The 13,907-nt window shown below is 70.2% G+C and carries 14 protein-coding genes; all 14 read left to right on the top strand.

All coding sequences use genetic code 11. The features are described 5' to 3' along the window. Positions 1-80 precede the first annotated feature (80 nt). Complete coding sequence (rpsD, locus tag ACFVYS_RS35490) at positions 81-695, top strand: 30S ribosomal protein S4 (RefSeq protein WP_020128844.1); 615 nt, start codon at positions 81-83, stop codon at positions 693-695. A gap of 183 nt (positions 696-878) precedes the next feature. Further along, positions 879-1,319, top strand: coding sequence for a DUF948 domain-containing protein (locus ACFVYS_RS35485; protein WP_062646681.1), 441 nt, complete (start codon positions 879-881; stop codon positions 1,317-1,319). An 8-nt stretch (positions 1,320-1,327) separates the two neighbouring features. Next, positions 1,328-1,684, top strand: coding sequence for a hypothetical protein (locus ACFVYS_RS35480; protein WP_389508869.1), 357 nt, complete (start codon positions 1,328-1,330; stop codon positions 1,682-1,684). Continuing rightward, complete coding sequence (gene alaS / locus ACFVYS_RS35475) at positions 1,684-4,356, top strand: alanine--tRNA ligase (RefSeq protein ID WP_389508867.1); 2,673 nt, start codon at positions 1,684-1,686, stop codon at positions 4,354-4,356. The genes ACFVYS_RS35480 and alaS overlap by 1 nt, the downstream gene beginning before the upstream one ends. A gap of 8 nt (positions 4,357-4,364) precedes the next feature. Continuing rightward, positions 4,365-4,829, top strand: a complete 465-nt coding sequence (gene ruvX / locus ACFVYS_RS35470; RefSeq protein WP_314222133.1) for a Holliday junction resolvase RuvX — start codon at positions 4,365-4,367, stop codon at positions 4,827-4,829. A gap of 123 nt (positions 4,830-4,952) precedes the next feature. Continuing rightward, the gene (mltG, locus tag ACFVYS_RS35465; RefSeq protein WP_389508865.1) at positions 4,953-6,722 is read left to right on the top strand and encodes an endolytic transglycosylase MltG; all 1,770 of its coding nucleotides are present in this window, start codon (positions 4,953-4,955) and stop codon (positions 6,720-6,722) included. After that, positions 6,703-7,560, top strand: a complete 858-nt coding sequence (locus tag ACFVYS_RS35460; protein WP_389508863.1) for a shikimate dehydrogenase — start codon at positions 6,703-6,705, stop codon at positions 7,558-7,560. The genes mltG and ACFVYS_RS35460 overlap by 20 nt, the downstream gene beginning before the upstream one ends. A 175-nt stretch (positions 7,561-7,735) precedes the next feature. After that, complete coding sequence (aroC, locus tag ACFVYS_RS35455) at positions 7,736-8,920, top strand: chorismate synthase (RefSeq protein ID WP_020128851.1); 1,185 nt, start codon at positions 7,736-7,738, stop codon at positions 8,918-8,920. Continuing rightward, positions 8,917-9,432: a shikimate kinase gene (locus tag ACFVYS_RS35450; protein ID WP_389508861.1), complete on the top strand. Its 516-nt coding sequence runs from the start codon at positions 8,917-8,919 to the stop codon at positions 9,430-9,432. Before aroC ends, ACFVYS_RS35450 begins: the two co-directional genes overlap by 4 nt. Further along, positions 9,429-10,523 carry a 3-dehydroquinate synthase gene (gene aroB / locus ACFVYS_RS35445; RefSeq protein WP_389508859.1) on the top strand — a complete coding sequence of 365 codons (1,095 nt, stop codon included), beginning with the start codon at positions 9,429-9,431 and terminating at the stop codon, positions 10,521-10,523. Before ACFVYS_RS35450 ends, aroB begins: the two co-directional genes overlap by 4 nt. Positions 10,524-10,712: 189 nt before the next feature. Next, positions 10,713-11,525, top strand: coding sequence for a Pro-rich N-terminal domain-containing protein (locus ACFVYS_RS35440; protein ID WP_389508857.1), 813 nt, complete (start codon positions 10,713-10,715; stop codon positions 11,523-11,525). A 91-nt stretch (positions 11,526-11,616) separates the two neighbouring features. After that, positions 11,617-12,723, top strand: coding sequence for an aminopeptidase P family protein (locus ACFVYS_RS35435; protein ID WP_389508855.1), 1,107 nt, complete (start codon positions 11,617-11,619; stop codon positions 12,721-12,723). 51 nt (positions 12,724-12,774) lie between these two features. Beyond that, positions 12,775-13,341: an elongation factor P gene (gene efp, locus ACFVYS_RS35430; RefSeq protein WP_020128856.1), complete on the top strand. Its 567-nt coding sequence runs from the start codon at positions 12,775-12,777 to the stop codon at positions 13,339-13,341. Positions 13,342-13,343: 2 nt separating this feature from the next. Further along, positions 13,344-13,772: a transcription antitermination factor NusB gene (gene nusB / locus ACFVYS_RS35425; protein WP_020128857.1), complete on the top strand. Its 429-nt coding sequence runs from the start codon at positions 13,344-13,346 to the stop codon at positions 13,770-13,772. The last annotated feature ends 135 nt before the right edge of the window (positions 13,773-13,907 follow it).

Below are 13,907 nucleotides of genomic sequence, written 5' to 3'. Positions count from 1 at the left end.
CGGACCCGACGGGTTTCCCCGGCTGCGGATGCGACCTCCCTTAACCCTGACGAGCCGGAAATTCTGGAAAGAGAGAGATCGTGGCGAACCAGCCCCGTCCCAAGGTCAAGAAGTCGCGTGCCCTCGGCATCGCGCTGACCCCGAAGGCCGTCAAGTACTTCGAGGCGCGCCCCTACCCGCCGGGTGAGCACGGCCGTGGCCGCAAGCAGAACTCGGACTACAAGGTCCGTCTGCTCGAGAAGCAGCGTCTGCGCGCGCAGTACGACGTGTCCGAGCGTCAGCTCGTCCGCGCCTACGAGCGTGCCTCCAAGGTCCAGGGCAAGACCGGTGAGGCCCTGATCATCGAGCTCGAGCGCCGTCTCGACGCGCTGGTGCTGCGTTCGGGCATCGCCCGCACGATCTACCAGGCCCGCCAGATGGTCGTCCACGGCCACATCGAGGTCAACGGCCAGAAGGTCGACAAGCCGTCCTTCCGCGTCAAGCCGGACGACGTCGTCATGGTGCGCGAGCGCAGCCGTGAGAAGACGCTGTTCTCGATCTCCCGCGAGGGTGGCTTCGCCCCCGACGGCGAGACCCCGCGCTACCTCCAGGTGAACCTCCGCGCCCTGGCCTTCCGCCTGGACCGTGAGCCGAACCGCAAGGAGATCCCGGTGATCTGCGACGAGCAGCTCGTCGTCGAGTACTACGCCCGCTGATCCCCTTCCGGATCGGTCTGCGGCGGTCGTAGGACTTCTGCGCCAAGGCCCGTCGTCTCCCTGCCCTTCGGGGCAGGTGGGACGGCGGGCTTTCGCACGCCTAATCCGGTACGGAACGCCGGCGTCGGCGCGATAGGCTCGCCTCCAGAGATAGGTGTTCGTCAGACAGGGAGCGGGTGCGCAGTGTCCGGTGGAGAGGTGGCCGGCATCCTGGTGGCCGTGTTCTGGGCGATCCTGGTCTCCTTCCTCGCCGTCGCGCTGGCGAGGCTGGCCCAGACGCTCAGGGCGACCACCAGACTCGTCGCCGATGTGACCGAGCAGGCCGTGCCGCTGCTGGCCGACGCCTCCGCGGCGGTGCGTTCCGCGCAGACCCAGATCGACCGGGTCGACGCGATCGCCACCGACGTCCAGGAAGTCACGTCGAACGCCTCGGCGCTGTCCACCACGGTCGCCTCCACCTTCGGTGGCCCCCTGGTGAAGGTCGCCGCCTTCGGCTACGGCGTCCGCCGGGCCCTCGGCGGCCGTAAGGACGACGTGCCCGCCAGGGAGCCCCGGCGGACCGTGATCGTGGGCCGAACGGTCTCCCGGCGGGAGAAGCGCAAGCCCCGTGGAAAGAGGGACTGAGACCAGCGATGTTCCGCCGTACCTTCTGGTTCACCACGGGCGTCGCCGCCGGTGTCTGGGCCACCACCAAGGTCAATCGCAAGCTGAAGCAGCTGACCCCCGAGAGCCTCGCCGCGTCAGCGGCCAACAAGGCGCTCGAGACGGGAGCACGCCTCAAGGACCGCGCGGTGGGCTTCGCGCTCGACGTCCGCGACAACATGGCCCAGCGGGAGGCCGAGCTGGGGGAGGCGCTGGGGATCCACGACGACCCCGAACTCCCCGCGCCCCGGCGGTACAACGCCATCGAGCACAACCGCAGCACCCCCCAGTACCCCGAGCACATCGAGAACACGACGTACTCGCACAACCGGAATGAGGACCACTGATGGAGTCGGCCGAGATCCGCCGCCGCTGGCTGAGCTTCTACGAGGAGCGCGGGCACACCGTCGTCCCTTCGGCGTCGCTCATCGCGGACGACCCGACTCTGCTCCTGGTTCCCGCCGGCATGGTCCCCTTCAAGCCGTACTTCCTCGGCGAGGTCAAGCCGCCGTGGTCGCGCGCCACCAGCGTGCAGAAGTGCGTGCGCACGCCCGACATCGAAGAGGTCGGCAAGACCACCCGCCACGGCACCTTCTTCCAGATGTGCGGCAACTTCTCCTTCGGCGACTACTTCAAGGAAGGCGCCATCAAGTACGCCTGGGAGCTGCTCACCACGCCCCAGGACAAGGGCGGTTACGGCCTGGAGCCGGAGAAGCTCTGGATCACGGTGTACAAGGACGACGACGAGGCCGAGCGCATCTGGCACGACGTCGTCGGTGTGCCCAAGGAGCGCATCCAGCGCCTCGGCATGAAGGACAACTACTGGTCCATGGGCGTCCCCGGACCCTGCGGCCCCTGTTCCGAGATCAACTACGACCGCGGCCCCGAGTTCGGCGTCGAGGGCGGCCCCGCCGTCAACGACGAGCGGTACGTGGAGATCTGGAACCTCGTCTTCATGCAGTACGAGCGTGGCGAGGGCATCGGCAAGGACAACTTCGAGATCCTGGGCGACCTGCCGAGCAAGAACATCGACACGGGCCTCGGCCTGGAACGCCTCGCCATGATTCTGCAGGGCGTGCAGAACATGTACGAGATCGACACCTCGATGGCCGTCATCAAGAAGGCCACCGAACTGACCGGCGTCGAGTACGGCGAGGCCCACGAGTCGGACGTCTCGCTGCGCGTGGTCACCGACCACATGCGCACCTCCGTGATGCTCATCGGCGACGGCGTCACCCCCGGCAACGAGGGCCGCGGTTACGTCCTGCGCCGCATCATGCGCCGCGCCATCCGCAACATGCGCCTCCTCGGCGCCACCGGCCCGGTCGTCAAGGACCTCATCGACACCGTCATCGAGATGATGGGCCAGCAGTACCCGGAGCTGGTCACCGACCGCGAGCGCATCGAGAAGGTCGCCCTCGCCGAGGAGAACGCCTTCCTCAAGACCCTCAAGGCCGGCACCAACATCCTCGACACCGCCGTCACCGACACCAAGCAGTCCGGTGGCACGGTTCTGGCCGGCGACAAGGCCTTCCTGCTCCATGACACCTGGGGCTTCCCGATCGACCTCACCCTCGAGATGGCCGCCGAGCAGGGGCTGTCCGTGGACGAGGACGGCTTCCGCCGCCTGATGAAGGAGCAGCGGGAACGCGCCAAGGCCGACGCCCAGGCCAAGAAGACCGGGCACGCCGGCGTGGGTGCCTACCGCGAGATCGCCGACCGGGCCGGTGCGACCGACTTCATCGGCTACTCCGACACCGAGGGCGAGTCGACGATCGTCGGCATCCTCGTCGACGGCGCCTCCTCGCCGGCCGCCACCGAGGGCGACGAGGTCGAGATCGTCCTCGACCGCACCCCGTTCTACGCCGAGGGCGGCGGCCAGATCGGCGACACCGGCCGGATCAAGGTGGACACCGGCGCCGTCATCGAGATCCGCGACACCCAGAAGCCGGTTCCCGGCGTGTACGTCCACAAGGGCGTCGTCCAGGTCGGCGAGGTCACGCTCGGTGCCAAGGCCCACGCCTCGATCGACCGGCGCCGCCGCACGGCCATCGCCCGCGCCCACTCGGCCACCCACCTCACGCACCAGGCGCTGCGCGACGCCCTCGGCCCGACGGCCGCCCAGGCCGGTTCCGAGAACCAGCCCGGCCGCTTCCGCTTCGACTTCGGTTCCCCGTCCGCCGTCCCGACGGCCGTGATGACCGACGTCGAGCAGAAGATCAACGAGATCCTCGGCCGCGACCTGGACGTCCAGGCCGAGGTCATGGGTATCGACGAGGCCAAGAAGCAGGGCGCCATCGCCGAGTTCGGCGAGAAGTACGGCGAGCGGGTCCGGGTGGTGACCATCGGCGACTTCTCCAAGGAGCTGTGCGGTGGCACCCATGTGCACAACACCTCCCAGCTGGGCCTGGTGAAGCTGCTCGGCGAGTCGTCGATCGGCTCGGGTGTCCGCCGCATCGAGGCCCTCGTCGGTGTCGACGCCTACAACTTCCTGGCCCGTGAGCACACGGTCGTCGCCCAGCTCCAGGAGCTGATCAAGGGCCGTCCGGAGGAGCTCCCGGAGAAGGTCTCCGCCATGCTCGGCAAGCTGAAGGACGCCGAGAAGGAGATCGAGAAGTTCCGCGCGGAGAAGGTGCTGCAGGCCGCCGCCGGTCTCGCGGAGTCCGCCAAGGACGTCCGCGGTGTCGCCCTCGTCACCGGTCAGGTCCCGGACGGCACGACCCCCGACGACCTGCGCAGGCTCGTCCTCGACGTGCGCGGCCGCATCCAGGGCGGCCGGGCCGCCGTGGTCGCCCTGTTCACGGTCAACAACGGCAAGCCGCTGACGGTCATCGCCACCAACGAGGCCGCCCGCGAGCGTGGTCTCAAGGCCGGCGAGCTGGTCCGCACGGCTGCCAAGACCCTCGGTGGTGGCGGCGGCGGCAAGCCGGACGTCGCCCAGGGCGGTGGCCAGAACCCGGCCGCCGTCGGCGACGCCGTCGACGCCGTCGAGCGGCTCGTGGCGGAAACGGCCAAGTGAGCGAGCCGATGAGGAAGGGCCGTCGACTCGCGATCGACGTCGGGGACGCCCGGATCGGGGTCGCCTCGTGCGACCCCGACGGGATCCTCGCCACTCCGGTGGAGACGGTCCCCGGCCGGGATGTCCCCGCGGCCTACCGCCGACTCGGACAACTGGTCGAGGAGTACGAGCCGATCGAGGTCGTCGTGGGTCTGCCTCGCTCCCTCAAGGGGGGCGAGGGCCCCGCAGCGGTCAAGGTCCGCGGCTTCGCACAGGAGCTGGCGAACAAAATCGCGCCCGTATCCGTACGTCTGGTGGACGAGAGGATGACGACCGTGACGGCCAGTCAGGGACTGCGTGCCTCGGGGGTGAAGGCGAAGAAGGGCCGCTCGGTGATCGACCAGGCAGCCGCTGTGATCATCCTTCAGCAGGCCCTGGAATCCGAACGGGTGTCAGGTAAAGCACCGGGCGAGGGCGTCGAAGTGGTCATCTGATCGCGATACGGTAACGTTCCGCGCGATGCGGCGGTGTTCGAACAGCTGCCGCACAGAGAGAGACGGAACGGTGACGGGCCTGAGAAAGCCGCGTGATCGCCGCCTCGCGGCTCTAGGGGATCGATGACTGAGTATGGCCGGGGCCCTGGCTCCGAACCGTGGCATCCGGAGGACCCGTTGTACGGGGACGGCGGATGGGAAGGGCAGCAGGCCCCCACGGGCCATCAGCCTGCCTACGGCGGCCAGCCACAGCACCACCACTACCCGCAGCAGCCGCAGCAGCAGGAGTACGGCGACTGGGGCCAGGGACAGGCGCAGCAGTACGACCAACAGCAGTACGACGCACAGCAGTACGGGCAGCAGCAGTACGACCCGCAGTACCAGGGCTACGACCAGCAGCAGTACGGCGCTCAGGACCAGCAGTACACCCACCAGAACCCGCAGGCCTACCACGAGGGGTACCAGGAGGGCGGCTGGGACGGCACGGGCACCCATGCCCACGTCCCCTACGCCGCCGATCCCGGTGACCCCTACGGTCAGCAGGCCGCGGCCTACGGCGCCGAACAGCCCGACCTCTACGGCACTCCCGAGGCGTATCCGCCGCCGGAACCGCCCGCCCGGCGCCGCGCCGAGCCCGAGCCGGAGCCGGTGCCGGAAGCCGACGCCGAGGGGAAGCCCGACTGGGACCCCGGGCCCGATCAGGGTGAGCACGCCTTCTTCGCGGGCGGCGGGGCCGAGGGCGACGAGGACGACGGCGAGCCGGAGGGCCGCGGCGACCGACGGGGCCGGGGCGGCAAGGGCGCGAAGAGCAAGAAAAGCCGCAACGGGTGCGCCTGTCTGGTCGTCGTACTGGTGTTCGGCGGTGGTGTCGCGGGCGTCGGATATTTCGGCTACGACTACTACCAGAATCGTTACGCCGCGGCTCCGGACTACACGGGCGAGGGCACGAAGCAGACCGTGAGCATCCAGGTGCCCAAGGGCTCCGGCGGCGCCGCCATCGGCAGACTGCTCAAGGAGGCCGGCGTCGTCAAGAGTGTGGACGCGTTCGTCTCCGCGGTCACGAACAACCCCGAAGCGGGCGGCATCCAGGCGGGCGCGTACATCCTGAAGAAGGAGATGTCCGCGAAGAGCGCCGTGGAGATGATGCTCGACCCGACCAGCCAGGCCAATGTGATGGTCACTCCGGGTCAGCGGAACGTGTCTGTCTACAAGAACATCGACACGAAACTCGGACTCGCCTCCGGTGCCACCAGGAAAGTGGCGGAGAGCAAGTACAAGACGCTCGGTCTGCCCGCCTGGGCGAACGACAACGAGGACATAAAGGACCCGTTGGAGGGCTTCCTCTTCCCGGGGACGTACGGCGCGGCCAAGGGCATGAAGCCCGAGACGGTCCTGAAGGAGATGGTCGCGCACGCCAACGAGGCGTACGGCGAGTACGACCTCGAGGCCAAGGCCAAGACGCTCAAGCTGGAAAGCCCGTTGCAGGTCATCACGGTCGCCAGCCTCGTCCAGGCCGAGGGCAAGACGCACGACGACTACCGCAAGATGGCGGAGGTCGTCTACAACCGGCTCAAGCCCACGAACGACCAGACCAACCAGTTGCTCCAGTTCGACTCGACCTTCAACTACCTGAAGGGCGAGAGCAAGATCAACATCAGCGAGTCCGAGATCAACAGCAACAAGGACCCGTACAACACCTACACCAACAAGGGCCTGACGCCGGGACCGATCGGCAATCCCGGTGAGGACGCGCTGAAGGCCACGATGAATCCGACCAAGGACGGCTGGATCTACTTCGTGGCGACCGACGGCGAGAGCAACACCGAATTCGCCAAGACCTACGCGGAATTCCAGAGACTCAAGGACAAGTTCGATGCCAGCACGGGCAACTGACGCCCGCCGGGCCGCGGTACTCGGCAGCCCGATCGTCCACTCCCTCTCCCCGGTGCTGCACCGCGCCGCGTACGAGGCACTGGAACTCACCGGCTGGACGTACGACCGCTTCGACGTCGACGAGGAGGCGCTGCCCGCCTTCGTCGACGGGCTCGGCACCGAGTGGGCCGGTCTGTCGCTGACCATGCCGCTGAAGCGCGCGGTCATCCCGCTGCTCGACGAGATCAGCGAGACGGCCGCCTCCGTCGAGGCGGTCAACACCCTCGTGTTCACGGAGGACGGTCGTCGGCTCGGCGACAACACGGACATCCCCGGTATGGTCGCCGCCCTGCGCGAGCGTGGTGTCGAACAGGCCGACTCGGCCGCGATCCTCGGCGCCGGCGCCACCGCGTCCTCCGCCCTGGCCGCCCTGACCCGGGTCTGCACCGGCGAGATCGTCGCCTACGTCCGCAGCGCCGCCCGCGCCGCCGAGATGCGGCAGTGGGGCGAGCGGCTCGACGTCGAGGTCCGGATCGCCGACTGGGCGGACGCCGCCGACGCGCTGCACTTCCCCCTGGTCGTCGCGACCACCCCGGCCGGGGCCACGGACGCCCTCGCCGCCTCGGTGCCGGAGCGCCCCGCCACCCTGTTCGACGTGCTCTACGACCCGTGGCCGACCGAGCTGGCCGCCCGCTGGTCCATGTTCGGCGGCGCCGTCATCAGCGGCCTCGACCTGCTGGTGCACCAGGCGGTCCTCCAGGTGGAGCAGATGACCGGCCGTGTCCCGGCGCCGGTGGAGGCCATGCGCAAGGCGGGCGAGCACGCGCTCGCCGCGCGCCGGGACCCGCACCATCCGTGACCCCGTCCCCGGATGTTCCACCGTCCGCAGGCTGGACCCTCGACCGGTTCCGGAGCCAGGACGTGGGAGGATCGGAGGTGGCGGGCCAGGGCCGCGCACCCGGTCACGCCACCGACGTACGCGAAGGACGCGCGTGCGCAGAGCGCTAGCAGAGCGCGAGCACTGAGGAGCATCGTTGAGCAGGCTGCGTTGGCTGACCGCGGGGGAGTCCCACGGACCCGCACTTGTCGCGACGCTGGAGGGCCTTCCCGCCGGCGTGCCGATCACCACGGAGATGGTCGCCGACCACCTCGCGCGGCGACGGCTCGGCTATGGGCGCGGTGCGCGCATGAAGTTCGAGCGCGACGAGGTCACCTTCCTCGGCGGTGTCCGGCACGGCCTGACCATGGGCTCCCCGGTTGCCGTCATGGTGGGCAACACGGAGTGGCCGAAGTGGGAGCAGGTCATGTCGGCCGACCCGGTCGACCCGGAGATCCTCGCGGGCCTCGCCCGCAACGCCCCGCTCACCCGCCCGCGCCCCGGCCACGCCGACCTCGCCGGGATGCAGAAGTACGGCTTCGACGAGGCCCGGCCGATCCTGGAGCGCGCCTCCGCGCGGGAGACGGCCGCCCGGGTCGCGCTGGGCGCGGTGGCCCGGTCGTACCTGAAGGAGACGGCCGGCATCGAGATCGTCTCGCACGTCGTCGAGCTGGCCGCCGCGAAGGCGCCCTACGGCGTCCTGCCGACCCCCGCGGACGTCGAGAAGCTGGACGCGGACCCGGTCCGCTGCCTGGACGCGGACGCCTCGAAGGCGATGGTCGCGGAGATCGACCAGGCCCACAAGGACGGCGACACCCTCGGCGGCGTCGTCGAGGTGCTGGCGTACGACGTACCGGTCGGCCTGGGCTCGCACGTGCACTGGGACCGCCGGCTCGACGCCCGCCTCGCCGCGGCCCTGATGGGTATCCAGGCGATCAAGGGTGTCGAGGTCGGCGACGGCTTCGACCTCGCGCGCGTGCCGGGCTCGAAGGCGCACGACGAGATCATCACCACGCCCGAGGGCATCAGGCGCGCGAGCGGCCGTTCGGGCGGCACCGAGGGCGGACTCACCACCGGCGAGCTGCTGCGCGTGCGCGCGGCGATGAAGCCGATCGCGACCGTGCCGCGGGCGCTCAAGACCGTGGACGTCGCCACCGGCGAGGCCACCCAGGCGCACCACCAGCGCTCCGACGTGTGCGCGGTCCCGGCCGCCGGGATCGTCGCCGAGGCGATGGTCGCCCTGGTGCTCGCGGACGCGGTGGCGGAGAAGTTCGGCGGCGACAGCGTCACCGAGACCCGCCGCAACGTGCGTTCGTACCTCGACAGCCTGCACATCCGATGAGCGGGCCACTGGTCGTCCTCGTCGGCCCGATGGGCGTGGGCAAGTCCACCGTCGGGCAACTGCTGGCCGAGCGGCTCGGTGTCGGCTACCGGGACACCGACGACGACATCGTCGCCGAGGCGGGCCGCAGCATCGCGGAGATCTTCGTCGACGAGGGCGAGGAGAGCTTCCGCGCGATCGAGAAGCGGGCCGTGCGGCGCGCGCTCGCCGAGCACGACGGCGTGCTGGCGCTCGGCGGCGGCTCGATCCTGGACGCGGACACCCGCGCGCTGCTGGCCGGGCAGCGCGTGGTCTACCTGGCCATGGACGTCGAGGAAGCCGTCAAGCGCACCGGCCTGAACACGGCGCGCCCGCTGCTCGCCGTCAATCCGCGCAAGCAGTGGCGCGAACTGATGGAGGCCCGTCGTCATCTCTACGAGGGTGTCGCCACCGCGGTCGTGACGACGGACGGCCGTACGCCCGAAGAGGTCGGTCAAGTGGCCTTGGACGCTTTGGAGTTGAAGGAAGCATGAGCAGCGAGTCCGTAACGCGGATCCGGGTCGGCGGCAGCGCGGGCTCGGAGCCGTACGAGGTCCTGGTCGGCCGTCAGCTGCTGGGCGAGCTCGGCGGGCTGATCGGCGACCGGGTGAAGCGGGTCGCCGTGATCCACCCCGAGGCGCTCGCCGACACCGGCGACGCCCTCCGCGCCGACCTGGCCGGACAGGGCTACGAAGCCGTCGCCATCCAGGTGCCCAACGCGGAGGAGGCCAAGACCGCCGAGGTCGCCGCCTACTGCTGGAAGGCGCTCGGTCAGTCCGGCTTCACCCGCACCGACGTCGTCGTGGGCGTCGGCGGGGGCTCCACCACCGACCTGGCCGGGTTCGTCGCCGCGACCTGGCTGCGCGGGGTGCGCTGGGTCGCCGTCCCGACGACCGTGCTGGCCATGGTCGACGCGGCCGTCGGCGGCAAGACCGGCATCAACACCGCCGAGGGCAAGAACCTCGTCGGCGCCTTCCACCCGCCGGCCGGTGTGCTGTGCGACCTGGCCGCGCTGGACTCGCTGCCGGTCAACGACTACGTCTCCGGGCTCGCCGAGATCATCAAGGCCGGCTTCATCGCCGACCCGGCGATCCTCGACCTGGTCGAGTCCGACCCCGAGGGCGCCCGCACCCCGGCGGGCCCGCACACCGCCGAGCTCATCGAGCGCTCCATCCGGGTCAAGGCGGACGTCGTGTCGTCCGACCTGAAGGAGTCGGGCCTGCGGGAGATCCTCAACTACGGTCACACCCTGGCGCACGCCATCGAGAAGAACGAGCGCTACCAGTGGCGGCACGGCGCGGCCGTGTCCGTGGGCATGCACTTCGCCGCCGAACTGGGCCGCCTGGCGGGCCGGCTGGACGACGCGACGGCCGACCGCCACCGCACGGTCCTGGAATCGGTGGGGCTGCCGCTGCACTACCGCTACGACCAGTGGCCCAAGCTGCTGGAGAACATGAAGGTCGACAAGAAGTCCCGCGGCGACCTGCTGCGGTTCATCGTCCTGGACGGCCTCGCCAAGCCGAACGTCCTCGAGGGTCCCGACCCGGCCGTCCTGCTGGCCGCGTACGGGGAGGTGGGCGAGTAGGAGCGCGGGACGGGCGAGTAGGTCCGCCCGCTTCCCTTCCGCCCGATTCGCTTTCCACACCGGGCACTTCGGACCGCCCCCGGCCGTTCACCAAAGGACGGCCGGGGGCGGTACCGTTCAGTAGCGAACAGGGGGTCCGCACCCCTCACAACCAGCGCCCATTGCCTGTACGAGACGGAGTGGCACCGGATGCAGCACGCAGTGGGTTCTCCGCTGCCGCCGCCCCACCAGCCGGGCGGCGCCCCCCAGCAGCAGCCGGGGTACCTCGGCGCCCCCTCGGGCCCGGTCCCGCCCGCGCCCCAGCCGCCGGTGCCGCCTCCGCCCGCCCCGCAGCACGCCCCGGTCCCGCAGGGCACCGACACCACCGGGCATGTCCCGCTGCCGCCGGGCGGCCCCGTCCCCATGCCCAGCGCGCCGCCCGCCGCCGTCGTCCCCGACCCGACGGCCACCACCCTGGCCGTCCTGCTGATCGGCCCCGCGGGCGCCGGGAAGACCAGCGTCGCCAAGTTCTGGGCCGACCACCGCCGCGTGCCCACGGCCCACGTCAGCCTCGACGACGTACGGGAATGGGTCCGCTCGGGCTTCGCCGACCCGCAGTCGGGATGGAACGACCATTCCGAGGCCCAGTACCGCCTGGCCCGCCGCACCTGCGGCTTCGCCGCCCGCAATTTCCTGGCCAACGGCATCTCGTGCATCCTGGACGACGCGATCTTCCCTGACCGCCCGGCCGTGGGCCTCGGTGGCTGGAAACGGCATGTGGGCCCGGGGCTGCTGCCCGTCGTCCTCCTGCCCGGCCTGGAGGTCGTCCTGGAGCGCAACGCCGAACGCGCCGGCAACCGCCGCCTCACCGACGAGGAGGTGGCCCGTATCCACGGGCGCATGGCCGGCTGGTACGGCTCCGGCCTTCCCATCATCGACAACTCCCAACTGGACGTCCCGACGACGGCGAGGGTCCTGGACGACGTGCTGGCGAGGGCGATCGCGAGCCCCCCGAAGTGGTAGAGCGCTCCCGAGCGCTCCGGCCCGACCCGGACCGTTCCCCCGAACGCCCTCCCAACCGGCACAATCCGGCCACTCCTCCTACGCTCGTGTCATGTCAGAGGTCTACGCGTCCCGCCGCAACCGGCTGAGAGAACGCTGCAACGCGAGCGGCAGCGCCACCGCGCTGATCTCCCGCCCCGCCAATGTGAGATACCTCGCGGGTGCGGCCCCGCGCGGCGCCGTGCTGCTGTTGGGCAGACGTGAGGATCTTCTCGTCTGCGTGGACCCGCCCGACGACCGTCCGAGCGAGGGCCGGCCGGACGAGGCCCTGCGGATCCACTGCCTCCGCCGCCCCGGCGGCGATCCGGCGGTCGCCGCCGCCGACCTCCTCGTGGGCGAGGGCGGCGACTCCCTCGCGGTGGAGGAGCACCACCTCACGGTGGCCCGCCACCGCGAACTGCGTTCCGTCGCGCCCGGGCTGCGCCTCGCCGACCTGGGTGCCGCGGTCGAACAGCTGCGGGTGGTGAAGGACGAGGAGGAGATCTCCTGTCTGCGGATCGGCGCCGAGATCGCCGACCAGGCCCTGGGGGAGCTGCTGGAGTCCATCCTGGTGGGCCGTACGGAACGGCATCTCGCCCTCGAACTGGAGCGGCGCCTCGTCGATCACGGTGCCGACGGGCCCGCCTTCGCCACCTCGGTCGCCACCGGCCCGAACTCCGGCAGGCGCGGCCACCGGCCCACCGACCGGCGGGTCGAGGAGGGTGACTTCCTTTCCGTCTGCCTGGGGGCGAGCTACCGCGGCTACCGCTGCGAGATCGGCCGTACCTTCGTGATCGGCACGTCTCCGGCCGACTGGCAGATCGAGCTGTACGACCTCGTCTTCGCTGCCCAGCGGGCCGGACGAGAGGCTCTGGCACCCGGTGCCGCCTTCCGGGACGTGGACCGCGCGGCCCGCCAGATCCTGGACTCCGCGGGGCACTCCGAGGGCCTTCCGGCGCTCACCGGGCACGGTGTCGGACTCGAAATCGAGGAGGACCCGCAGTTGTCTCCCGCGGCCATGGGTAAACTGGACGCTTGCGTGCCGGTCACCGTCGAACCGGGGGTCCACCTCCCGGGCCGGGGCGGTGTCCGGATCGATGACACGCTCGTCGTGCGCCCCGAGGCGGACGGCGGACCCGAGCTACTCACCATCACGACCAAGGAGCTGCTCGCCCTCTAGGCAGGTGCGTGCACCGGGGTCGTCCACGTCAGTCCAGGAGATTCCGCAACCGTGGCTTCCACGAACGACCTCAAGAACGGCCTGGTGCTCAAGCTCGAAGGCGGCCAGCTCTGGTCCGTCGTCGAGTTCCAGCACGTCAAGCCCGGCAAGGGCCCGGCCTTCGTGCGCACCAAGCTGAAGAACGTGCTTTCCGGCAAGGTCGTCGACAAGACGTTCAACGCCGGCGTCAAGGTCGAGACGGCCACTGTCGACAAGCGCGACATGCAGTTCTCGTACATGGACGGCGAGTACTTCGTCTTCATGGACATGGAGACCTACGACCAGCTGATGGTCGACCGCAAGGCCGTCGGCGACGCCGCCAACTTCCTGATCGAGGGCTTCACGGCCACCGTGGCGCAGCACGAGGGCGAGGTGCTCTTCGTAGAGCTGCCGGCCGCCGTCGAGCTCGTCGTGCAGGAGACCGAGCCGGGCCTTCAGGGCGACCGCTCCACCGGTGGCACCAAGCCCGCCACCCTGGAGACCGGTCACCAGATCAACGTCCCGCTCTTCATCACCACCGGTGAGAAGATCAAGGTCGACACCCGCACCAGCGACTACCTCGGCCGGGTGAACAGCTAACCGTGGCTGCCCGCAACACGGCCCGCAAGCGCGCCTTCCAGATCCTCTTCGAGGGCGACCAGCGCGGAGTCGACGTCCTGACAGTCCTCGCGGACTGGATCCGGCTCTCCCGGGCCGACACCCGGCAGCCGCCGGTGAGCGAGTACACGATGCAGCTGGTCGAGGGCTACGCCGGGTACGCGCGTCGCATCGACGAGCTGATCTCGCAGTACTCGGTCGGCTGGACGCTGGACCGGATGCCGGTCGTCGACCGCAACATCCTGCGTCTCGGCGCCTACGAGCTGATCTGGGCCGACGAGACCCCGGACGCGGTCGTTCTCGACGAGATGGTGCAGCTGGCGAAGGAGTTCTCGACGGACGAGTCGCCGTCGTTCGTCAACGGCCTGCTCGGCCGGTTCAAGGAACTCAAGCCGTCTCTGCGTCGCGAATAGCGATCAGTTCCGCGGGGAGAGCCGGGGAACGAGGGCCGTAGGAGGCCTGCGAGCCCCCTGTGGCTCGCCGCGCGGTTCCCCGCGCCCCTCGGGGCGTGAACATGCCGGAGGGCCCACAGCGCACGCTGTGGGCCC

It is taken from the genome of Streptomyces sp. NPDC058295 (genome assembly GCF_042880655.1).
Taxonomy (GTDB): Bacteria; Actinomycetota; Actinomycetes; order Streptomycetales; family Streptomycetaceae; genus Streptomyces; species Streptomyces coriariae.
The sequence above is the reverse complement of the archived record's forward strand: the minus strand, read 5'-3'. Positions and strand labels throughout refer to the sequence as shown.

Coding starts and splice junctions, on each gene's coding strand:
- ACFVYS_RS35460 (WP_389508863.1), top strand. CDS start 6,703: ATGCCAGCACGGGCAACTGACGCCCGCCGGGCCGCGGTACTCGGCAGC.
- ACFVYS_RS35480 (WP_389508869.1), top strand. CDS start 1,328: ATGTTCCGCCGTACCTTCTGGTTCACCACGGGCGTCGCCGCCGGTGTC.
- ruvX (WP_314222133.1), top strand. CDS start 4,365: ATGAGGAAGGGCCGTCGACTCGCGATCGACGTCGGGGACGCCCGGATC.
- ACFVYS_RS35450 (WP_389508861.1), top strand. CDS start 8,917: ATGAGCGGGCCACTGGTCGTCCTCGTCGGCCCGATGGGCGTGGGCAAG.
- mltG (WP_389508865.1), top strand. CDS start 4,953: ATGACTGAGTATGGCCGGGGCCCTGGCTCCGAACCGTGGCATCCGGAG.
- ACFVYS_RS35435 (WP_389508855.1), top strand. CDS start 11,617: ATGTCAGAGGTCTACGCGTCCCGCCGCAACCGGCTGAGAGAACGCTGC.
- ACFVYS_RS35440 (WP_389508857.1), top strand. CDS start 10,713: ATGCAGCACGCAGTGGGTTCTCCGCTGCCGCCGCCCCACCAGCCGGGC.
- aroB (WP_389508859.1), top strand. CDS start 9,429: ATGAGCAGCGAGTCCGTAACGCGGATCCGGGTCGGCGGCAGCGCGGGC.
- alaS (WP_389508867.1), top strand. CDS start 1,684: ATGGAGTCGGCCGAGATCCGCCGCCGCTGGCTGAGCTTCTACGAGGAG.